This window comes from Limosilactobacillus vaginalis (assembly GCF_025311515.1).
Classification (GTDB): domain Bacteria; phylum Bacillota; class Bacilli; order Lactobacillales; family Lactobacillaceae; genus Limosilactobacillus; species Limosilactobacillus vaginalis.
Genome location: NZ_CP104399.1, coordinates 1,744,185 through 1,766,033 on the forward strand (window position 1 = coordinate 1,744,185; position 21,849 = coordinate 1,766,033).

The following is a 21,849-nucleotide window of genomic DNA, read 5'->3' on the forward strand; positions in this document are numbered from 1 at the left end:
CATCGTTCAAACTTATAATTCTAAGCTTATATTAATGATAATATGTTGTCAAGAAATACAAATGACTTTCTTCTGGATAATTGTAACACCAGCTGTTACAATTAGTTATACAGAAAAGGAGTAATTAACATGAGAATCTCAACTCGTTTTAGCGATAGTATCCATATTCTCGCTTTTATTGAAACCTACAAGGGTAAATTACCATTAAGTAGCGAGCATATCGCTGCAAGCATTGAAACTTCTCCGGTTGTTGTTCGTCGATTAATGGGAAAACTACGGAGTGCCGGATTGATCAAAACTGTCCATGGTTCGGCTGACCCTAAGCTAATGCGTGAACCAAAGGATATTTCCCTCTATGACGTTTTCCTTGCGGTCGAGGATGAACAGCACCTTTTTGCAATTGATCCTAAGACTAATCCTGATTGCATTGTTGGTGGCAACATTCAAACAACCCTTACCGAATTTTATAACCAAGCGGAAACAGCAGCAAAAGCAAAACTAGCGACAATTTCTTTGCAAGATGTTCTTAACTCAATCCTTGTTAAACAGAGTGAGAAAGATCCCCAAAAGTTAATAAACAGTAATTTGAAATAAGTAAGAAGGCAGAAAACCAGATTGTTTTTCCGACTTCTTACTTATTTCTTATTTTTCAATTTTTAGAAGCAACCCATAAAGAGCACCAAGAAGGTTGGCCTCATTGCCAAAGTTGGCTGCCTTGATAACTGGCATTGTAATATCAGCCATCAATCGACGATCTGCTCGTTGAACTTTAATAAACTGGTTTTTAATTTCCTCAATTAAGATTGGCTGGACACTAATTCCACCACCAATAAGAACTACTTCAAGGTCAAGGACTGCTTGAAGGGAAACGATTAAATAAGCAACCCGTCGACAATACTCTTCAAAAATTTCCCAAGCAAGCGGATCATGAGCAATGATTTTTTGAAATGCCTGTTGTCCATCTGCCGGATCAGGAAGCTTGCACGCTTGAGCTACCATTTCAACCATTTTAACCGCTGAAGTAGTAGCACCCACCGTCCGTTGTTCAGCTAGTGGATCATCACGATTAGTTACGATCGCACTTAACTCCCCTGCACGACTATGCGGACCATGAAGGAGCTTTCCATTAACCACGATTCCGCCACCAACTGATGTCCCTAAAGTAATAACCGCACCATTATCAACGTCGACCAGGTTTCCTAGCCATTGTTCTGCTAACGTTGCGCAATTAGCATCATTCCCAACGTAAACCGGTAACTGGGTCGTCTTTTCAAGATACTGAGCTAACTCAAATTTTCCCATATAACTCAATACCCCTGTAAACTGAACACTTCCCGTTTGTGGATCAACAATTCCGGGAACGCTTACGCACACGGCGGCAATTAATTGGTTTTCTTGAATAATTGTTTGCAGGACCTGCAAGAAAGCATCTTTGGAGCGTGGTGTTTGCTGTCTTCCCTTAGTCATAATGTTTCCCGAATGATCAATTCGGGCACTTTTGATCGTTGTTCCACCAATATCAATACTTAGGTACTGCCGTTGCATACTCACTAACACCTCACTTCAGTTATCACTAATATTATACACAACTATTTTGACCCTTCAAAGCTGGCTATCCGGCTAGCTTTACCGGTTTACAAAACTTTGCATTTAATTTAAAACCAAAAAATAGCCGAAGAAAAGCAATCTTTTCTTCAGCTATTTTCGTTTTATTAAGTGTTTAATTAGTAATCAACAGTGATTACTTAAGACCCTTCCAAGTCCAGTTAGTAACTTCTGGTAAGTCCTTACCTTCTGAACGGATGTAGTGGTTGTGCTTGTTAATCATGTTGTCCATCTTGGCAACAAATGCAGCACTCTTTTGTTCGTAACCAGGAACACTTTGGATAGCATCCTTAGCTAAGTTGAAACGGTCAAGTTCGTTCAATACACGCATGTCGAATGGAGTGGTAATGTCACCATTTTCTTCGTATGAGTGAATGTGAACGTTCCGGTTTGCACGATCGAAGAACAATGCTTGGATCATGTCACGGAATCCGTGCCATGCAAAGATAACTGGCTTGTCAGTAGTGAAGTAACGGTTGAATTCTGCGTCAGACAAACCTTCTGGGTTCTTGTCTTGCTTCATCAACTTCATGATTTCAATGATGTTGATGTAACGAATCTTCAATTCAGGGAAGTTGTCATGAAGAATGTCAATAGCAGCAAGAGCTTCTTCAGTTGGTTCAGTACCTGCTGATGCAAAGACAACATCTGGTTCGCTACCTTGGTCAGTAGATGCCCAGTTGATGTAGCCAAGACCGTTATCAACTAATTCAGTAGCTTCGTCAATGGAGAACCATTGTGCACGTGGGTGCTTGGAAGTTACGAAGATGTTGATGCATTCTTGGTCGTTGAAGGCTTTGTTAGAAACAGCCATCAGAGAGTTAGTATCTGCTGGTAAGTATTCCTTAACAAGATCTGGACGTTCCTTTTCGAACATGTGAGTTAACAGACCTGGATCTTGGTGAGTGTAACCGTTGTGATCTTGTTGGAATACAGTTGAAGTATCAACAAAGTTCAATGCTGGGTATTGGTGACGCCAGTAGAGATCCTTAGCCTTACGTAACCACTTCATGTGTTGAGTAAGCATTGAGTCAACAACACGACCGAATGCTTCGTAAGTTGCGAAGAATCCGTGACGACCAGTTAAGGTGTAACCTTCAAGGAATCCTTCAGCTTGGTGTTCAGAAAGTTGTGAATCAATCATCCGACCTGAATGTGCAAGGTTTTCATCGTTTGGTTCGTGAATACCTTCCATCCATTGACGCTTGTCATTGTCAAGGAATGCGTAAAGACGGTTTGACTTAGATTCATCAGGACCGAATCCACGGAAAGTGTTAGGGTTCAATTCAGCCATCTTGCTGAGGTACTTACCCCATTCAAGCATGTCTTGCTTTACAACAGAACCTGGTGTTTGAACATCAACAGCGAAGTCCCGGTAGTTTGGCAATACAAGTGGCTTAGGATCGATACCACCGTTAGTGATAGGGTTCATAGCCATCCGACGGTTACCTTCTGGTGTGTTCTCTTCAACAAGAGCAACTGGGTGACCGTTTTCGTCAAACAATTCTTCTGGCTTGTATGACTTCATCCAGTCAACAAGCATGTCCTTGTGTTCCATGTCATCTTGTGATACCGGAATAGGAATTTGGTGAGCACGGAATGAGTTTTCGATTGGGTTACCATCGAGATCCTTAGTAGGACCAGTCCAACCCTTAGGAGCACGGAAGATAATCATTGGCCATTGTGGTAATGAGTCATCGTTGTTTTCACGAGCATTCTTTTGGATAGCCTTGATTTCTTCAACAACAGTATCCATGGTCTTAGCCATTTGTTCGTGAACTTCCATGTGGTCCTTGTAACCGTTAAATTCACCTTCACGATCAGCTTCCTTGTAAGCTGAAACGAAGTAAGGCTTCCAGCCCATACCTTCGAAGTACTTAGTAAGTTCTTCGTCACTCATCCGTGAAAGGATAGTTGGGTTAGAAATCTTGAAACCGTTAACTTGGATGATTGGTAATACCGCACCATCCTTGATTGGGTTGATGAACTTGTCTGAGAACCATGATGCCATCAATGGACCAGTTTCAGCTTCACCATCACCAATTTCAACAGCGGCGATAACGTCTGGGTTATCTAAGATTGCACCAACACCGTGTGAAAGTGAGTAACCAAGTTCCCCACCTTCGTGGATTGAACCTGGAGTTTCAGGTGCGGCGTGTGATGCAGTACCGCCTGGGAATGAGAAGTGCTTAAATAACTTAGCCATTCCCTTAGTGTCTTGAGTAAATTCTGGATAAATTTCAGTGTATGAACCATCCAAGTATGAGTTGTTAACCATAACTTGGCCACCGTGACCTGAACCTTCGATGTAGAACATGTCAAGGTCGTACTTCTTAATTACACGGTTCAAGTGTGCGTAAATGAAGTTTTGAGGAACAATAGTACCCCAGTGACCAATTGGCTTAGGCTTAACGTCTTCTGCCTTTAATGGTTGACGTAATAATGGGTCACCCATTAAGAATAATGTACCAACTGAAAGGTAGTTGGCTGCACGCCAGTAAGCATCAACACTTTCCAAGTACTTCTTGGAATCGTAATCTACTGCCATTCTAATAAACACTCCTTCTGAATAAATAGATACGTTCTTGCCGTTAAACAATACGTAAATCATTCAAATTTACATTACTAATAATAACGGATTTAAAATAAAAGTCAACCTTTTAATAAATTGATCCGATCCAATTTATGTGGTTTATATTTCCACCCAATTATCTTAACAAAATAGTGACGAAAAAAGAATCTCGCTTTACACTTATTAATGTAAGTTTAAATAAAATATGGAGGATTAATTTTGCAACAATTAGGTGCAGAAAGCCAAGCAGACATTGGAGACTTCGTAAAGCTTTTCGCTGTGATTACCGTAATGATCCAATCAATTATCAGTTTTCTGATGCAAACTTCCTTACCCGTGGGTCAACAATTCTTGCTTGGTGGAATATATGAAGTAGTTAAATTTTCCGCATCAGCTTTTATCTTCGGCATTCTTTTTTCGTCAACCCGCACCCATCCCATGGCTCGATTACGCGATTATCACCGGTTTATAATTAACCGTTGGCACATCCTATTTATCCCCTCAATTCTTTGGACAACGGTCTACTTAATTTTTCTGCCGCAGCTACAACAACATGGTCATTATCACAACTTGACTAGTTTTGGTTGGCAATTCATCAACGGTAACGCTGCCCCACACCTTTGGTACAACGTTATGATGCTTCAATTCATTATCTTAATGCCAATTTTCTGGAGCCTTGCTCGTTGGTGTACTGGAAAACCGCAACGGGGAATCCTTATTTTTAGCCTAACCCTAGCATTTGAATTAGTGTGGCATTGGATTTACAAATTAGAAATTTTCCATGGTCCGCAAGCCCAGCAATGGTACTTGTTTGATCGAATTTTTCCGAGTTTTATTATTTTTGCCGTTAGCGGTACCCTCTTGTGGGTTTTTCATGAATCAATTTGTTTATTTGTAATGAAACATTGGGGACTGCTGGTTACTATTTGGTGTCTTCTTCTTTACTACGTTACTTTTAATTTCTTTAATTATGGTACGCCAGTCAAGTTAGATAATGCCCCTTATTATTTACCATCAATGATTTTCTATAATTTAGCTTCAATTGGCTTAATCGCAACAATTGCAATGTATATGCAAAAGTTTCGTAGCCAATGGTTGCCCTTAGTTCATTGGGTGGCACTTTATGCTCACCGTGCTTACCTTTCCCACGTATTCTGGCTTTACTGGAACTGGAAACTGCTAGCTCACTGGACAATCCCGTTAATGATTAAATTTCCGTTTCTAATTATAATGACTATTTTGTTAGCATTTATTTCTGCCTATGGTTTTCATTGGTTATGGTCAACTTTCAAGTATAGCTTTCACTTTCGTCATCTAATCAATGGATAATTGAATTTGTCTTTTTGCAACTCGTTGATGACAATAAGATCGCCAACTACTATCGAAAATTATCCGCTAATAAAGTTGAAGATTAAATATTAAGAACGGCAACCTTTATGTTATCAGAGTTGCCGTTCTTTACATTTTAATTTTCTTGATCCAGACTCACAAAAGTGTCATATTTCATATACCGGTAATGAACTCGCATGTTCGAAACTTCAAAGGGTGTTCCATCATCAAGGAAGAAGACCCCTTCCATAATCGCAACCGGTTCAGCTGGCTTGAGTTTAAGAAGTCGTTGATCATCAGCCTTTGACGGAGCAACACTAATCGACATAAAGGACTTTGTAACCCGCTTTCCCTTTGCAGTTTCTAGGTAGTTAAAAATTGAACTCTTAACAATGTCTGGCGAAAGGGTTGGAATAATCTTAATCGGAATATAACCAGTTTCGATAATAAAGGGTTGGTCATCAATTAAGCGAAGTCGTTTGATCTTATAGACAAAATCATTATCATCAAGAAAGAGGTCCTGCTGAAGATCTTTGCTTGCAGGGATAACCTGATAGTCCATCAGTTTAATGCTTTGCTTCTTGTCACCAAACTTAAAGCTATCGGTAACCCCCAAGTTACTTCCTTCATAGCGAAATAGCGACCGATTCTTTAGGTATAAGGGGTTAATAAACGTTCCGGATCCCCGTTTTTTAAAGATAATCCCTTGTTGTGCTAAAACACCAAGTGCGCGTTTGATTGAACTGCGACTCACCTTGTAACTTGCACTAAGACTTCGCTCATCAGGTAATTTCATTCCCGGATATTGATTTGCTAGGATTTTTTGTTTTATATCACTCATTACTGAGCGGTATACTAAATCTGCCATGTCATTTACTCCTCGGATTATTTGATAGACGTTTAATTCTGTTTCTAGTATAGCAGACCTATTTAAAATTGGGATCTATTTTAGTAAAAATTGGTTCGTCCCAGAAAAAAGGAGCTTAAAAGATTTATGAGTAAAAAGAAAAAAAGTAAAATGAAGAAAACCCAGGTTGAACAAATCTTGGACAAAAATAACATCCCATATGAACAAGCAGAATTTCCCACCCACCAAGATGGTGACGTCCGCTCGATGAGTGTCGATCATTCTGGTGTTGATGAACACCATATTTACAAGACATTAGTTCTTTCTGGAAATGTTACTGGTCCGCTTGTTGGCGTAGTTCCAGTAGATCAGCACCTTGATGAAAAGAAGCTTGCTAAGGTTTCTGGAAATAAAAAGGTAAACATGGTGCCATTAAAGAACCTCTTGAAGACTACGGGATATGTTCATGGTGCTAACACACCAATTGGTATTTATGAAAAGTTCCAGTACCCAATCTTCATTGATAATGAAGCGAAGGAGCAAGGCGAGATTTACGTTTCATCCGGTAAACTTGGTCGTTCAGTTAAACTCAATTCAGAGGACTTAGCTAAGCTGGTTCATGCCGAATTTGCTGATCTTGAACAACATCCTTAACTTAGTTGATATTACCGATTCCCATTAAGTTAACTTATGTGGGTAAATTGATAACCGGTATCAAGAAGCTTAAAATGATAATGACCAATTTTTTATGTTTTATCTAGAAAGGTCTTGAAATAGATGAAGAAAAACTTATCTGCTTGTACCACCGTCCTGGTTGGTAAGGACGCTACAATTGATGGCTCAACAATGGCAGCAAGAAATGACGATACGTTTGGCCCATTAACACCACAACGGTTTGTCACTTATCCTGCTTACCATAACCATCCTAATCAAGTAAAAGCCTACTTAAATAAGTGTGTTGTTGATCGGCCAGCTGACGGTTACCGCTATCAGGGAACCCCAAACGTTAATTACAAGACTGAGGGAGTTTTTGATGAAAGCGGCTTTAACGAAAAGAACGTTGGAATGAGTGCCACTGAAAGTGTTTATGCCAACGAACGGGTTTTGGCATGCGATCCCTTAAATACCGAATCTGGAATCAATGAAGACCTTATCGTCGCTGCAACACTTCCATTTATTGACAGTGCTAAAGATGGTGTTAAGTACCTCGGTCAATTGATTGCAAAGTATGGTTCTGCAGAAGGAAACGGGGTTATTTTTAGCGATAAAAATGATGTTTGGTACATGGAAATTGTTACCGGTCACCACTGGGTTGCTGAACGAATCCCAGACGATGCCTATGCAGTAACCGGAAATCGGGTTGCCATTCAACAAGTGGACTTCAATGATCCTGATAACTTTATGTGGTCAGAAGGTATTCAAGAATTTGTTGAAAAGAATCATCTCAACCCTGATAAGTACGGCTGGGATTTCCGCCATATTTTTGGAACGGCCGATGTATTCGATCAGCACTACAATACACCACGTCAATGGTACGGTCATAAAGTCCTCAATCCAAGTGTAGAACAGGATCCGCTCGACTTTGATCTTCCATTCATTATGCGAACCAACCACCGGATTACTTTGGCAGATGTGCAAAAGATTTTGAGCAGCCACTATCAAGGCACCCCATATGATCCACTAGGTCACGGTACTGAAGAACAAAAGCACTTGTTCCGGCCAATCTCTCTTAACCGGACACAGAACTCCCATGTTCTTCAAGTACGGAATGATTTACCAGAAGCTGCTTCTACTATTATGTGGATGAGTTTTGGTATTCCAACCTTCACTCCTTATATCCCATTCTTCGGTAATGCGGATGATATTGATGTCAGCTACCGTGAAACACCAAAGAAGCTTAATATGGATCTGAAGAGCGCTTACTGGATGTACCGGGCACTTTCAATGATTGTTGAAGCTCACCACGCTGAATTTGCTCAGGATGATCTTAACTACTTAAAGGACTCACGCGAATACCTTTACCGGTGGGTCAGTCAGGTTGCGCCAAAGGTTGAAGGAATGAGTGATAATGATGCTTGTGCCTACCTCAGTAAAGAAACCCACAAGATGGTTGCGGAAATGGCAAAACGAACTAAAGAGTTAATGAGTAACTTGATTATGCACGGCCTTGAGCTTTCTAAATTAACATTTATTATGGATAAGAATCTGTAGTGCATTCACCACTAAGAGGATGAGAAAAAACTAAGCGTTTTTTCTCATCCTTTTTCCATATTTAGCGCTCTCCGAACTTATAGAGTCTAATCGCGGGAATTAACTGAGGGACTCAAGCCTAACTACGAACGATTCTGATGATTTCATCATCATTCATCGTTCTAGGTTAGTCAACCGTCCCTCCAAGAAAGTTAATTCCCAGCTTCTTATTTTGTTCCATGTGAAACGTTTCAATTTTCTTCATCAGTCGCTAACCATATAATCTGCTAAAATGAAGGTAACTATTTTATTGGAAGGACTGACAATGATGGTTATGCCAATGCTAGGGTTAAAGGGAAGCAGCGATCAGCAACAGATTGACGACCGCCTTCAATATCACCCAGACGTATATGAGTTTTATACAAGTGCTGCTGACTTTACACCTGAAGGGTATCAGCGCCTTGATGAAGCAGTTCAATATGTTCAGTCAAAGGGAATTCAAAGGATCGTTATCCACCACCCAATGGTCTATCATGAGTGGCACTCAGAAGTTGTTGCCCCCGAAAAAAGCTTTCCAGAGCTTTATCGGTTCATTGAAACATCAACTGAACAATTAATTGCTCTAGCAAAAAAGCGAAATATCCAAGTACTAGTTCACGGTGGCTATGCCGGTAAAGAAGTTCAGGAAATGGTTAGCCTTTATCCAAGTGTCGAAAAAGCTCGCCAAGCGGTTTATAAACGGTTAGATCGCTTCGCAAAGGCTGACGGTCAGCATATTATGTTTGAAAACTCAATTGCCCCGGTATTTGCATACGGTCATCCGGAACAGGAAGACGAGATACTAAGCCATAACTACCGACTAGCATTCGACACTTCTCACTGCTTTATTGAAATGCACGGTGATAATCAAGCACTGCAGGCATCCCTTAAGCATTTGCGTGATCACGTTGTCCACTATCACCTTGTAGATTCAATGGGGCAAACACATGATAGTCTGCAACTAGGTAAGGGAAAAATTGATTGGGCTCCTGTACTAAAGCTATTAAACCCAAATGCTAGTAGCATATATGAAATCAACCTTCACGATCAGTGGAACTGCCGTGAACAGGTTGAAAGTCACCGGTATCTTACCAATATCGCTAAGAAGTTAATGCAAGGAGAACAACGTGAAAGTTAAAATTCAAAAAAATCACCTATCCCTAGTAATTACTCTTTTTTGCCTGTACCTGGCAGTAAGGTATTGGCCGACAGTGGCTAAACTGATTAGTTCAGTTACTAGTGCTGCAATGCCGCTTTTAATTGGTGGGGTTATCGCATATATCGTTAACCTTCTTCTTAATCAGTATGAGCACCTCTATTCCAGAATATTTAAGACAAAGTGGGCGCAAAAATACCGACGATTATTCGGGATTGTTCTTTCCTACCTAACAATTATTCTAATTCTAGTAATTGTTTCATCATTAGTAATTCCGGAGCTTATTTCTTGTATCAAGTTACTGGTGGCTAATCATGGACAAGTAGTTAACCGTTTCGTAAAAGTTATCGAGCACAATAAGGATTTAAATACCTTATGGAACAGCTTTGATTTAGAAAAGATTAAATGGAATCAAGTCGGTAAATACCTTACTGCTGGTTTTGGCGGGACCTTTAAAGCAATCATTTCAACTGCATCATCAGTATTTTCAACTGTAGCGACTGCTGTGGTTGCCCTCTTCTTCTCCATTTACCTCCTAATTTATAAAGAAACACTGAGTCGCCAAATAAAAAGACTTATTAACGCCTACCTTCCCCAGTTAGGCAAACATATTTTCTACGTTACCAAAGTTTTTAATGATAGTTACAGCAGCTACATTGTTGGTCAGTGTAAGGATGCTGCTATATTAGGGATTTTCTGTTTTATTGGGATGAGCGTTCTCCGGATGCCATATGCTTCAATGATTGGCGTAGTAACTGCGATTGGTGCCCTAATTCCCATTATTGGTGCAATTCTTGGCGCTGGAGTTGGCGTAATCATTATCTTCGCGGTTTCACCAATTCAAGCAGGAATGTTTTTAATCTTTATTATCATCCTTCAGCAGCTCGATAACCGAATCACCTACCCGCTAGTTGTCGGCAAATCAATTGGTCTGCCTAGTGTCTGGGTTTTCGCCGCTGTTATTATTGGTGGAGGAATTTACGGTATTTTAGGAATGATGTTTACCGTACCGTTATTCGCTGCTATCTATAAAATTATTAAGACAGATACCCATAAACGCCTAGCAAATGAATAAATTAAATGGGAGAGTTACTCGGAGCCGCAGATGGCTCTGGATTAACTCTCCCATATTTTTAATCTTCTTCTGTTTTGTTACTATCTGCCATTGTTTCTAGCAGGTATCTAGCTTTCAATCCAGCTAGAACCGCATCGATCCCTAGAACCATTAATTGTTCATTAGACGGGGTGAAATTCGGGTTAGCTGGAATTGGCTCATTTCTTAACCGCGCATTAAGGACTTCTACAAACCGGTCGTAGGCTTGTTTAGGATAATCCTTAGCAGTGATTTGGAGGATCCCTTGGCGAATATCATTAATTGTAAAGGTATTTTTGAAAAAGCCAATCAGTAATAAGTCAACGATTTGGTTAACAGCATACTTTTTCTTAATTGGTGCCTGAATGGTTTTCTTTTTTACATAGTTGTTAATCATTGACTTGGTAAGAGGTTCCATCCCCAAACTAGTTAAATACTCATTAATCACTGCAGCTACTTGATCAACATATAATCCCAAGCTTGGTAATTCTTCCCATTTTGGAAAATGCATCCGGGAGATCCCATTCTCCCAGCGTTTAAATTCTGTTAAGTTTGTCATTGTTGACCTCCCTCGCTATTAACAATCCCAATTGACTGATTAAGGTAGCGGTTGGTTTCAAGAACCGTTTGGAAAATCGAGACGAGTTGGTTTATTCCCAATTTGTTACCAGTCATCGGTTGGCCTTCACCAATAACTGAAACACTCGTATTTGTCAACATCAATGGTGGAATACGGACAATTGTATACGGAATCTCAAACTCATCAATCATTTTAACCGCATATTGGTGCATCATTATCATTGAACGTGCATCCTTGCCATACCACTTTTCTACTTGTTCCAGTGAAGCATCGTCTGCTGTTCCGGGAATGCTTAACATTACAATTTTTTCTGGTAAAAACGTACTCTGATCTATTAAATCAGCCAATTCTTGAACTTCGTCATCCACGTAATCGTTTAGTCTTGGTAGCCAGCACAAAATATCGCCCGATTGAAGTTGAACCTTAAAATTTGTTGATACAATGGCATCCGGCACCTTTTTCATAATCTTAAGTGCCAGTTCATCCTCCCGATTATCAACCAGTACTACTCTACCCACATGCATCCCTCCTTAAACACTTACCAGGTCATTAGTTCATCCTCTACTGTTGCGTCTTCAATTCGAACATCAGTAATCGTACTTTGTTCCATTAATGGAAGGAGAACTTGAATATTACCTGTGAAAAGGAACCGGGTTTCTTTAGGCGCTTCTTCTAACATATGAGCCCCTAACTTTACCGCGTTTTCAACCGGGAAACCTGTTCCAATAATTGTTACTACACAGTCAACACTATCCAGCATTTCAACATTACGAGCAGATGTCAGGTGACTACCTTCAAAATAATAAATCACCTTAGAAAAACGCATCAGTGTAGAAACATCCTGACTTGTAAAGATAACAAGTGAATCAGTCTTTTTAGTGTAGTCAGCAACCAGTTCGCTCATTGTCAAACGACTATCCTCATCAAGGTCATCAAAAGCATCATCAAGAAGAACAATTGGCCGACACCAAGAAAGGAGGAGAACGATTCGAAGCTTTTGCTGCTCATCGGGAGTCAAGTCAGCAACCCGTCTTCCCGGGACAATGCCGAGTGATTCAAGCATTTGGTTAGTTTGATCAATCGTCAAAACGTTTTGATGATGCTTGAGACAATTCTTTACCGCCTTTAAGACTGTTTTCCCCTTTAATTCAATATCATCAAAATGAGCCACGAGCGGATTGCCATGACGCCGGTTTACTTTTCCCAGCGGTTCACCATTTACGAGTACTGATCCCTCTTCAATACTTCCCTGAGCATCTAAGAGCTGCTTTAATGCTGTTGTTGCACCATTATCATTACTACAAAAAGCAATCACTTGTGGTGAAGTCAATTCTAATGAAACATTTTCAAGCTGATCCCCAGACTTAGCATCGAATGTTAAGTTATCTAAAACAATACTACTCAAATCGAGTCCTCCCAAATTAAGAAACATTATAGATTAATTTTATCATGTAATTATGTAAATAGACTATGCCATCGGTTTAAAATGATTTTTATCCCTTACTGGTTGCTCGTTATCTAAATATTTCTTGTACTATGTTTAATAGCTTAATATTTTTTACCATTTGCTACAATAATATTAGCAATCCTTAACAATAAAATAATTTATACTGTTATTTATCGCCCTATTCATCTAAAATAGACTAGGAATCAATTACGTTATAATAGAAAGAGGATCTCAAATGACAGCAATGAACATTCTTTATATCTCTATTGAAGGGAATACGCGTTCATTTCTTAGCCGTATGGAAACATATGCTAAGCAACAACATAGTTTTAATCCCAGCAGTCCACTATTAAACCTTAAGGAAATCACTGACCAGACTGAAGCAGCTGATGAACAAGAACCATTTTTCGTTTTTGTTCCGACATACTTAGACGGTGGCGATGGTATTACTTCTGGCTTTACAGAAATTATGACCACTGCTCTGGGCGAATACATTGCTTATGGCGATAATGCTAAGAAGTGCCTTGGAATTGTCGGTAGCGGTAATCGAAACTTCAACGAACAGTATTGCTTAACTGCAAGAAAGTACGCTAAGCAATTCGATGCTCCTTTCCTTGCTGATTATGAACTTCGCGGAACTTCTCAAGATATTGAGGTTATCTACGATCGTCTTGCAAAGAGATGGAATGAAAAATAGAGTGTGATCAAGATAAAAAATAAGAGGATGGGAAAAACTAGGCGTTTTTTCTCATCCTCTTTCCATATTAGCGCTCTCCGAATCTATAGAGTCTAATCGCGGGAATTAACTGAGGGACTCGAGCCTAACTACGAACGATTCTGATGATTTCATCATCATTCATCGTTCTAGGTTAGTCAACCGTCCCTCCGAGAAAGTTAATTCCCAGCTTCCTATTTTTTAATCTTCCTGCATCAATTTACCACTACAAATCAACCAAGTGATTCCGTATTTATCTACTACTTGACCAAGCTGATTATCAGCTGTTTGATTGCCAAACGGAATTGTAACACGCTGTTCGTCAGAGCTTGCTACCTTATTAAATAACTGTTTTGCCCCAGCCTCATCTTCACCGAAATTAATCATGATGGAAACCATTGATGATGGTTGGGGATTCGTCATTGTTGCGTCTGCACAAATTAGCTTCTGACCAGCAACCTGAAATATGCCACGAAAAGTTGTAGTACTTAACGAGTCAATATCCAATCCCAAGTTTTCCGCTTGTTCTTCACTAAGCGGCTGGTGATAAACAATTTCTGCATCAAAGTTCTGAACATAGTAGTCCATCGCTTCCTTTGCGTTCTCAAATGTTAAATATGGGTATATCTGTGCAGTCATGTTTTTCCTCCGTTAAAATCCTCTTTTTTGATTATATTGTTCATTCTGTGTCACGTCAAACAAGTGTCCCAAAATGAGGCACTAAAAATTACCTTTCTAATATATTAGAACGAGTATTTTTTGATTTTTCATTCGCATTTCTGCTTAATTCTGCATAAAAAAGCAAAAAAGTTTTGTTCTAGACCAATTATTTATCAATAGCGGATGTTCTTTTCATATGAATAAAGATCTCAGTTGATCCATTATCTTTGTAAAGAATTCATAGAGAAAACGTTTACCATTTTTAATGCAGAATTGCCGTCGAAAGTATATAATTGTAGCGTTAGAAGATTTTCTGAATATTCAGAAGGAGTGAACATTTTGGCTACAGAAAATAAGGCATTAATTACATTATTCGGTGCAACTGGTGACTTAGCTAAGCGGAAGCTCTACACTTCCCTTTTCAAGCTTTATCAAAAAGGCTACTTAGCTGACCACTTTGCATTACTTGGTACTTCACGTCATGAAATGAGCGATGAAGAATTCCAAGAAATGGTTTTAAATTCAATTAAGGATATTCCTGCAAAGGATGGCGAAGCAGAAGAATTTTCTAAGCATTTCTTCTACTGTGCTCATGATGTTACTAAACCAGAACATTACGCTAAGTTGAAGGATCGCTTAGCTGAACTTGACAAGCAATTCGGTACTGAAGGTAACCGTTTGTTCTACATGTCAATGGCTCCACAATTCTTTGGTACTATTGCTATCAACATCAAGAAGCAAGGCTTATTAACTGACAATGGTTACAACCGTCTTGTTATTGAAAAGCCATTCGGACGTGACTTTGACTCAGCTAAGAAGCTGAACGACGAATTGTCACAAACATTTGAAGAAAACCAAATTTTCCGGATTGACCACTACCTTGGTAAGGAAATGGTTCAAAATATCCAAGCATTACGTTTCGGTAACCCAGTCATCGAAGCTCTCTGGAACAACCGTTACATTGACAACATCCAAGTAACCTTAAGTGAAAAGCTTGGTGTTGAAGAACGTGCCGGATACTACGACAACTCTGGTGCTTTACGTGACATGGTTCAAAACCACATCATGCAAGTTGTTGCTCAATTAGCAATGGAAGAACCTGTTGCCTTTACTGACGACGATGTTCGTGTTGAAAAGATCAAGGCATTGCGTAGTTTACGTGTTTACACCCCATCACAAGCAGCTGCTAACTTTGTTCGTGGCCAATATGGTGCTGATGGCAGTCAACCTGATTACCGTCATGAAGATGGTGTTGATCCAGAATCAGGTACTGAAACATTCGTTGCTGCTAAGTTAATGTTTGATAACTACCGTTGGTCAGGCGTTCCATTCTACGTTCGGACTGGTAAGAAGTTAGCCGACAAGTTTACACGGATTGATGTAGTCTTCAAGAAGCCATTAATTGATATTTTTGCTAATCCAACTTCTGGCAACGAACAAGCTCTTCATTCCAACGTTTTAACTATCTTTGTTGAACCTAAGTCCGGCTTTGCTCTCCAATTAAACGCTAAGCATGTTGGTCAAGGTTACACAACTGAACCAGTTGACTTGAAGTTCCTTCAAAGCGATTCTGCCAAGAAGGAATCACCAGAACCATACGAACGTCTTTTCCACGATGCTCTTGAAGGTAACCACACTAACTTTGCTTCATGGGCTGAAATTGCTTACGCATGGAAGTTCGTTGACGTTATTCGGAACCTTTGGGACATCGAAAAGCCACAATTCCCTAACTACACTCCAGGCTCAATGGGTCCTGCCGCAGCTACTGAATTGTTAGCTCGTGATGGTCGCAAGTGGGTTTACGATCTTAACAAATAACCTAAATTACCGATAAGGTTTAAGAAGAAAATAATTTTCTTCTTAAGCCTTTTTTGTTTTTACTTTCAAAGTTGTTTGCTGTATAATAATTATTGTGAAAATAAACACAAGATTAGCTAAGGAGTGTAAGAATATGTCAGATCAAAAAGCACAAATTGGTGTTGTTGGTTTAGCTGTTATGGGTAAAAACCTCGCCTTAAACATTGAAAGTCGTGGTTTTACCGTTGGTGTTTATAATCGTCACCGTAACCGAACTGACGAAATGATCCGTGATCACGGTGATAAAAAGTTAGTGCCAAGTTACACAATTGAAGACTTCGTTAACTCACTAGAAAAGCCTCGTCGAATCCTTATGATGGTTAAGGCTGGTAAGGCTACTGATGCTGTTATCGATGAATTATTACCATTACTTGATAAGGGTGATGTTTTAATTGATGGCGGTAACACTAACTTCCATGACACAATGGCACGGAATGCTAAGTTAGACAAGTCCGGAATCAACTTCATTGGCATGGGTGTATCTGGTGGTGAATTAGGTGCTCTCTATGGTCCATCATTAATGCCTGGTGGTCAAAAAGAAGCTTATGACTTGGTAGAACCAATTCTTACTAAGATCGCTGCCAAGGCTGAAGAAGACGGCAAGCCATGTGTTGCCTACATTGGTCCTAACGGTGCTGGTCACTACGTTAAGATGGTTCACAACGGAATCGAATATGGTGACGAAGAACTGATCGATGAAAGTTACAACATCATGCGGAACGTCTTAAAGATGCCAGTTGACGATATTGCTAAGACCTTTGCTGAATGGAACAAGGGTGAACTTTCCAGCTATCTTGTTGACATTACTGCTGACATTCTTACCCGAAAAGATGACCTTGGCGATGACAAGAGTAAGCCAATCGTTGATATGATTCTTGACCGTGGTGCTAACAAGGGAACTGGTAAGTGGAGTTCTGAAACTGCCCTTGACGGTGGTGCACCACAATCTGTTATTACTGAAGCCGTTTATGCTCGTTACATCTCAATGATGAAGAAGGAACGGGTTCAAGCAAGCAAGGAATTGCCTGTTGATACTGAAGCCGTTTCAATTGATAACAAGAAAGAATTAGTTGAAAAGATTCGTCAAGCTCTCTACTTCGGTAAGGTAATGAGTTACGCTCAAGGATTCGAACAAATGCGGATCGATTCCGAACGTTACAATTGGAACCTCCAATACGGCGAATTAGCCCAAATTTGGCGTGCTGGTTGCATTATTCGTGCCCAATTCTTACAAAACATTACTGATGCCTTCGCAAAGAATCCTGACTTGAAGAACCTCTTATTTGACGACTACTTCAAGGACATTGCTAAGAAGTACCAAAAGGCTATTCGGGACGTTGTTGCACTTGCCGTAAAGGCTGGTGTACCTGTTCCATCATTAAGTGCTGCTATTAGTTACTATGACTCATTCCGTGCTGAAGTCCTTCCTGCAAACTTACTACAAGCACAACGGGACTACTTTGGTGCCCACACCTACGAACGGACAGACCGTCCTGGTAACTACCACTACAGCTGGTACGAAGAACAATAATTAATTATTATATTTCCATTGAATTAAGGACTTATGATGAAATCATCATAAGTCCTTTTTTGTTCATCACTGAATAAACATTTACCAACCGCTCATTCTTCCTAGTCATTTTATTAGTACTAAGTCATCATTGCTTATTATATTTCGCCTATTAGCACTATACCAATTAAACAATTTTTACCTAATGGATAAATTATTTAGCAAATTTTTTCGTAAAAATTTACTAAAAGAATATTGACATCTTTTATGAAAGCGCTTAACATAATGGCTGTAAGTTATTATAAATGTTGATGCAGAAAAGGGGAGTCTACAATGAACAATAGTTCTAAGAGTCAAGAACATGTTGGTCGTGCCCGTTTCGCCTATTCAATGGGTGCATTTGGACACGATGCTTTCTATGCCTTGCTCTCTACTTACTTTATTATGTATGTTACCGGACACTTATTCCATTCCGGTAACAAAGCATTCAATGATCACATGATTTTATGGATTACCACAATTATTGCGGTTCTCCGGATTATCGAATTGTTAATTGATCCAATGATTGGGAATGCGATTGACCGGACCCATACTCGTTGGGGTAAATTCAAGCCTTGGGTTGTTGGCGGTGGAATTATTTCTGCTGTTATCTTAGCAGCACTTTTCACTCCACTAGGTGGCTTAAACGTTTCTAGCCCTTATCTTTACTTGATTATTTTTGCCATCTTATACATCATTATGGATATCTTCTATTCATTTAACGATGTTGGTTTCTGGTCAATGCTTCCAGCCTTATCATTCAATTCACACGAACGTGATAAGATTGCTACCTTTGCTCGGGTTGGTTCCACTGTTGGTGGTCAGATTGTTGGTTTTGTTATTATGCCAATGGTTCTGTTCTTCTCCGCTAACCAAAACGGTGGTACTGGTGATGACCGTGGTTGGTTTATCTTCGCGGCAATTATCGCTGCCATCGCCGCCATTACTGCTGTTGGTGTTGGTTTAGGAACTCACGAACAACAATCATTGCTTCGTGAAAACAAGGAACAAACTAAACTTAAAGATGTTTTCAAAGTCCTTGTTAAGAACGATCAACTATTCTCCATTGCAATGTCCTACTTGTTCTACACAACCGGGATTACGCTTGTTAACAGTATGGAGCTTTACTACTTCACATACATTCTCGGTAATGCCAAGGCCTTCTCAATCCTTGGTGGTTTGAACACTGTTGTCGGTGTTATCTCAGTTCTTACTTTCCCAATGTTTACTAACAAGATTAGTCGGCGGAAGTTATTCTACGGCTCTGTCAGCATGTTAGCATTAGGATTATTAGTCTTTGCCTTTGCTGGTCATTCACTAGTAATGGTATTGATTGGTGCTGAATTATTCTTCATCCCACAACCACTTGTTTTCTTAGTTGTTTTGATGACAATCACTGACTCAGTTGAATACGGTCAGTTAAAATTAGGACACCGTGATGAATCATTAACACTTTCAGTTCGTCCATTACTCGATAAGTTTGCCGGAGCTGTTTCTGGTTGGATTATCGGACCTACTGCAATCGCTGCCGGAATGACTGCCGGAGCTACTGCATCATCACTTTCTGCATCAGGTGTAACAACATTCAAGCTTGTTATGTTCCTTGCACCAGCAATCATGCTTGCTATCTCTGTTATTATCTTTGCCACTAAGGTTAAGTTGGATGAAAAGATGCACGCCAAGATTGTTGATGAACTTGAACAAACCTGGGGTAAGCAATTCACCAAGGGTAACAGCAACGAAGCTGACTCAACAGATGAAACTGTTGCAGCTCCTAAGCCTGGTGTAACAGAAATCCCTGCACCAGTTGCTGGTACTGTTGTTGACTTGAAGAATGTTAGCGACCCTGCATTTGCTAGTGGAAGCATGGGGCAAGGATTTGCTATCAAGCCATCTGACGGTAAGGTTTACGCACCATTCAGCGGTACTGTTCGTGCAACCTTCTCAACCCGTCACGCTGTCGGTCTAGTTTCTGATAGTGGGATTGCATTATTAATCCATGTTGGTATTGATACTGTTAAATTACACGGTACTGGATTTGTTACCTACTTCCACAAGGGACAACATGTTACTAAGGGTGACGAATTAATGGAATTCTGGGACCCAACTATTAAGAAGGCTGGCCTTGATGATACCGTTATTGTTACCGTTACTAACAGTGAAGAGTTTGACTTCAAGCAATTGATTCCTGCTAACCAAGAAGTTACAACAACTGATAACGTTATGGAAGTTACAAAGAAGGATCAAGAAAAGTAAAACTGATTCTTTATAACTTAAAAAAGAGTAGCGAGAAAATTCTCGCTACTCTTTTTAGTTCTATAATTGAGGACGGAGGTGTTGATATGACTAAAAATAAAATCATTGCCTGGTTCTTCGTTATTCTTTGGGCGATCGTCCTGTACTTAACGCTTACAAATAAGATGATGCTTGCAATGGATCTAATGGCAATTGGGATGTTTCTTGATGCAATTAAGTGCTTAATTAAATCATGAAGCTTGGTAAAATAAAAGAGTACGAAGTCAAAACTATAATTCAGTGAATTACGATTTTGACTCCGTACTCTTTGGTTTATATGTGTTCTTGGCAATATAGTCAAGATCTGTTCGCAGGGAAGCCCCTATAGACAACAAGCTCCCTCCCAGATGCTTTCAGCATCCAGTCGGGAGAAATTGTTGTCTTACGGGCCTTCTTTACCTGCTCACACTCTAGCTGAGATCTGTTCGTCGTGACCGCAACTTCCGCCTAGCTATCCCGTCCTTGATTGCAAGACAATCATCGTCCGGGATTTTCTAGTGCTCAGTTGCTAATTCGTCACGACTCACACTCTACCCCAAACGTGCTTTGCTCGAGTTTCCTAGAGCTAGCAACCTCCTTCCCCAGTAGCTAACTGAATTCTGTCACCAACAAGTTGGTAGCCAGAACTCTAGTTATCCTTGTGAAGGTTCACAGACGAAAACAAGTTTTCTGGTTCACTCTTTAGGCGCAAGTCGCCTTCGTCAGGAGAAATTGCTAGCTTTCCGGAAACTCTTTGGAGCAAAGGCACTCTATTTTATTTTACCTGATCCACCGCCGTACGAACAACAAGGACATCAACTGGAGCATTCCGCTTAACGTAGGAAGTAACAGAACCCATGATTGCTCGTTGCATCCGTGACAAACCACTGGCACCCATCATAATCATATCGTTGTGGTGATCCCGAACAAAATCAAACGCGATAATTGTCTTTGGGTTTCCTAAACGAATGTGAATATCAATGTTATCAAAGTTTTCCTTATCCTTAACGCGCTTCAAAACGTCATCAAGGTATTGCTTAGACTTATCAACCAATTGGTAAGCGATACTGCCATCAGACATCCCGGCAAAGTTATAAGCCATTGCACGGGTGTCAATAACGTTCAACACATCAATGTGTGCCTTGCCATTACGTTTAGCAACCGCTACTGCACGTCCTAACGCTAATTCAGATTCCTTTGAGCCATCCATTGGAACTAAGATGTTTTCATATTCTTGATCCATAATCGAACCCTCCATTCAACCTCTTACATTTATTAATTACTATTGTACCATTAATTAATCTGCGCTTGTAACTATGTAATTATTATTTACTACTTTTATCAACTATTCTTTACTGGTTAAGTATTTGACTTGCATCATGCAATCAATTACAATCAACGGTAAATAATATTAAGATTTAATTAGGGATGTTTAATTAATTCTAATTTTGCATCTAATGAAATGAGGTAATTAACGTGGACAAAATCGATCGAAAAATTGTCAATATTTTACAAACAAACGCCCGAGCGTCCCTAAAGGATCTCTCAAAGGAATGTTTCATCTCTTCCCCTGCAATTGCGGCAAGAATTAGCAAGTTGGAACGTTCCGGTATTATTAAAGGCTACCAAGCAGATATTAACCTCGAAAAAATTAACTTCCATGTTAAAGCTTTTATTCAAGTCCAACTTGAACCTCGGCAAAAGAAAGAATTTTATCCTTATATTCAGAACATTCCAAACGTCATTGAGTGTAACTGTGTCACCGGTGATTTTTCTGAAGTAATGGAAGTGGTTTTCCCGTCAACGACTGATCTCGATGACTTTATTAATGATATTCAACAACGTTTCGGTAAGACAAGTACACAAATTGTCTTTAGCACCAGTGTTGACCACCGAGGCGTTCAACTGAGTGATCCTCAGGAATAGGAGCGATCTA

Annotated in this window: 20 protein-coding genes; 12 read left to right on the plus strand and 8 right to left on the minus strand. The window is 39.9% G+C overall.

The features are described 5' to 3' along the window. Positions 1-129 precede the first annotated feature (129 nt). Positions 130-594 (plus strand): Rrf2 family transcriptional regulator, encoded by a 465-nt coding sequence (locus N4627_RS08525; RefSeq protein WP_260964728.1) that lies wholly within the window; start codon positions 130-132, stop codon positions 592-594. Between the two features lie 48 nt (positions 595-642). On the opposite strand, the gene N4627_RS08530 is transcribed toward N4627_RS08525, so the two are convergent. Together N4627_RS08530 and N4627_RS08535 are read right to left on the minus strand one after the other, a co-directional pair. Next, positions 643-1,545, minus strand: a complete 903-nt coding sequence (locus tag N4627_RS08530; protein ID WP_003716459.1) for an ROK family protein — start codon at positions 1,543-1,545, stop codon at positions 643-645. A gap of 196 nt (positions 1,546-1,741) precedes the next feature. Continuing rightward, entirely contained in the window at positions 1,742-4,153 is a 2,412-nt protein-coding gene (locus N4627_RS08535) for a phosphoketolase family protein (RefSeq protein WP_040530678.1), read from the minus strand. 243 nt (positions 4,154-4,396) lie between these two features. On the opposite strand from N4627_RS08535, the gene N4627_RS08540 reads away from it, so the two are divergent. Next, positions 4,397-5,506: an acyltransferase gene (locus N4627_RS08540; protein ID WP_260964731.1), complete on the plus strand. Its 1,110-nt coding sequence runs from the start codon at positions 4,397-4,399 to the stop codon at positions 5,504-5,506. Between the two features lie 136 nt (positions 5,507-5,642). On the opposite strand, the gene N4627_RS08545 is transcribed toward N4627_RS08540, so the two are convergent. Beyond that, positions 5,643-6,374: a GntR family transcriptional regulator gene (locus tag N4627_RS08545; RefSeq protein WP_260964733.1), complete on the minus strand. Its 732-nt coding sequence runs from the start codon at positions 6,372-6,374 to the stop codon at positions 5,643-5,645. 126 nt (positions 6,375-6,500) lie between these two features. On the opposite strand from N4627_RS08545, the gene ybaK reads away from it, so the two are divergent. From ybaK to N4627_RS08565, 4 genes are all read left to right on the plus strand, one after another. Beyond that, entirely contained in the window at positions 6,501-7,007 is a 507-nt protein-coding gene (ybaK, locus tag N4627_RS08550) for a Cys-tRNA(Pro) deacylase (RefSeq protein ID WP_098044501.1), read from the plus strand. 123 nt (positions 7,008-7,130) lie between these two features. Continuing rightward, a complete protein-coding gene (locus N4627_RS08555) occupies positions 7,131-8,564 on the plus strand; it encodes a C69 family dipeptidase (protein WP_003716454.1) in 1,434 nt (477 codons plus the stop codon). 307 nt (positions 8,565-8,871) lie between these two features. Continuing rightward, positions 8,872-9,720, plus strand: a complete 849-nt coding sequence (locus tag N4627_RS08560) for a sugar phosphate isomerase/epimerase (protein ID WP_260965091.1) — start codon at positions 8,872-8,874, stop codon at positions 9,718-9,720. Further along, the gene (locus N4627_RS08565) at positions 9,710-10,813 is read left to right on the plus strand and encodes an AI-2E family transporter (RefSeq protein ID WP_003716452.1); all 1,104 of its coding nucleotides are present in this window, start codon (positions 9,710-9,712) and stop codon (positions 10,811-10,813) included. Before N4627_RS08560 ends, N4627_RS08565 begins: the two co-directional genes overlap by 11 nt. Positions 10,814-10,871: 58 nt before the next feature. Here the strand turns inward: N4627_RS08565 and N4627_RS08570 are convergent, their stop codons facing one another. Genes N4627_RS08570 through N4627_RS08580 form a run of 3 tightly spaced genes read right to left on the minus strand, consistent with a single transcriptional unit; the run spans position 10,872 to position 12,816 of the window. Then, on the minus strand, positions 10,872-11,390 hold the full coding sequence (locus N4627_RS08570; protein WP_003716451.1) for a DUF1836 domain-containing protein: 519 nt from the start codon (positions 11,388-11,390) through the stop codon (positions 10,872-10,874). After that, the gene (locus N4627_RS08575; RefSeq protein WP_390893936.1) at positions 11,387-11,929 is read right to left on the minus strand and encodes a saccharopine dehydrogenase related protein; all 543 of its coding nucleotides are present in this window, start codon (positions 11,927-11,929) and stop codon (positions 11,387-11,389) included. The genes N4627_RS08570 and N4627_RS08575 overlap by 4 nt, the downstream gene beginning before the upstream one ends. A 20-nt stretch (positions 11,930-11,949) precedes the next feature. Next, the gene (locus tag N4627_RS08580; protein ID WP_124031845.1) at positions 11,950-12,816 is read right to left on the minus strand and encodes a multidrug ABC transporter ATPase; all 867 of its coding nucleotides are present in this window, start codon (positions 12,814-12,816) and stop codon (positions 11,950-11,952) included. Positions 12,817-13,093: 277 nt separating this feature from the next. Between N4627_RS08580 and nrdI the strand changes: the two genes are divergently transcribed. Continuing rightward, positions 13,094-13,555, plus strand: a complete 462-nt coding sequence (nrdI, locus tag N4627_RS08585) for a class Ib ribonucleoside-diphosphate reductase assembly flavoprotein NrdI (protein WP_003716447.1) — start codon at positions 13,094-13,096, stop codon at positions 13,553-13,555. Between the two features lie 219 nt (positions 13,556-13,774). Here the strand turns inward: nrdI and N4627_RS08590 are convergent, their stop codons facing one another. Then, positions 13,775-14,212, minus strand: a complete 438-nt coding sequence (locus tag N4627_RS08590; protein WP_003716446.1) for a VOC family protein — start codon at positions 14,210-14,212, stop codon at positions 13,775-13,777. Positions 14,213-14,572: 360 nt separating this feature from the next. On the opposite strand from N4627_RS08590, the gene zwf reads away from it, so the two are divergent. From zwf to N4627_RS08610, 4 genes are all read left to right on the plus strand, one after another. Next, entirely contained in the window at positions 14,573-16,051 is a 1,479-nt protein-coding gene (gene zwf, locus N4627_RS08595; RefSeq protein WP_260964740.1) for a glucose-6-phosphate dehydrogenase, read from the plus strand. A 133-nt stretch (positions 16,052-16,184) separates the two neighbouring features. Beyond that, entirely contained in the window at positions 16,185-17,621 is a 1,437-nt protein-coding gene (gene gndA, locus N4627_RS08600; protein ID WP_040530667.1) for an NADP-dependent phosphogluconate dehydrogenase, read from the plus strand. Between the two features lie 312 nt (positions 17,622-17,933). Then, positions 17,934-19,895, plus strand: a complete 1,962-nt coding sequence (locus N4627_RS08605) for a glycoside-pentoside-hexuronide (GPH):cation symporter (protein ID WP_003716443.1) — start codon at positions 17,934-17,936, stop codon at positions 19,893-19,895. Positions 19,896-19,981: 86 nt separating this feature from the next. Further along, the gene (locus tag N4627_RS08610) at positions 19,982-20,131 is read left to right on the plus strand and encodes a hypothetical protein (RefSeq protein ID WP_098044497.1); all 150 of its coding nucleotides are present in this window, start codon (positions 19,982-19,984) and stop codon (positions 20,129-20,131) included. 557 nt (positions 20,132-20,688) lie between these two features. Here N4627_RS08610 and N4627_RS08615 read toward each other — a convergent pair. Then, a complete protein-coding gene (locus N4627_RS08615; protein ID WP_040530665.1) occupies positions 20,689-21,156 on the minus strand; it encodes a universal stress protein in 468 nt (155 codons plus the stop codon). Positions 21,157-21,389: 233 nt separating this feature from the next. On the opposite strand from N4627_RS08615, the gene N4627_RS08620 reads away from it, so the two are divergent. Next, entirely contained in the window at positions 21,390-21,839 is a 450-nt protein-coding gene (locus tag N4627_RS08620; protein WP_003716441.1) for an Lrp/AsnC family transcriptional regulator, read from the plus strand. The last annotated feature ends 10 nt before the right edge of the window (positions 21,840-21,849 follow it).

What these genes read in the sequence shown, in the direction of transcription:
- gndA (WP_040530667.1), top strand. Translation starts at nt 16,185, where the DNA reads ATGTCAGATCAAAAAGCACAAATTGGTGTTGTTGGTTTAGCTGTTATG.
- N4627_RS08590 (WP_003716446.1), bottom strand. Translation starts at nt 14,212, where the DNA reads ATGACTGCACAGATATACCCATATTTAACATTTGAGAACGCAAAGGAA.
- N4627_RS08530 (WP_003716459.1), bottom strand. Translation starts at nt 1,545, where the DNA reads ATGCAACGGCAGTACCTAAGTATTGATATTGGTGGAACAACGATCAAA.
- nrdI (WP_003716447.1), top strand. Translation starts at nt 13,094, where the DNA reads ATGACAGCAATGAACATTCTTTATATCTCTATTGAAGGGAATACGCGT.
- N4627_RS08545 (WP_260964733.1), bottom strand. Translation starts at nt 6,374, where the DNA reads ATGGCAGATTTAGTATACCGCTCAGTAATGAGTGATATAAAACAAAAA.
- N4627_RS08535 (WP_040530678.1), bottom strand. Translation starts at nt 4,153, where the DNA reads ATGGCAGTAGATTACGATTCCAAGAAGTACTTGGAAAGTGTTGATGCT.
- N4627_RS08605 (WP_003716443.1), top strand. Translation starts at nt 17,934, where the DNA reads ATGAACAATAGTTCTAAGAGTCAAGAACATGTTGGTCGTGCCCGTTTC.
- N4627_RS08570 (WP_003716451.1), bottom strand. Translation starts at nt 11,390, where the DNA reads ATGACAAACTTAACAGAATTTAAACGCTGGGAGAATGGGATCTCCCGG.
- N4627_RS08560 (WP_260965091.1), top strand. Translation starts at nt 8,872, where the DNA reads ATGGTTATGCCAATGCTAGGGTTAAAGGGAAGCAGCGATCAGCAACAG.
- N4627_RS08615 (WP_040530665.1), bottom strand. Translation starts at nt 21,156, where the DNA reads ATGGATCAAGAATATGAAAACATCTTAGTTCCAATGGATGGCTCAAAG.
- ybaK (WP_098044501.1), top strand. Translation starts at nt 6,501, where the DNA reads ATGAGTAAAAAGAAAAAAAGTAAAATGAAGAAAACCCAGGTTGAACAA.
- N4627_RS08525 (WP_260964728.1), top strand. Translation starts at nt 130, where the DNA reads ATGAGAATCTCAACTCGTTTTAGCGATAGTATCCATATTCTCGCTTTT.
- N4627_RS08555 (WP_003716454.1), top strand. Translation starts at nt 7,131, where the DNA reads ATGAAGAAAAACTTATCTGCTTGTACCACCGTCCTGGTTGGTAAGGAC.
- N4627_RS08610 (WP_098044497.1), top strand. Translation starts at nt 19,982, where the DNA reads ATGACTAAAAATAAAATCATTGCCTGGTTCTTCGTTATTCTTTGGGCG.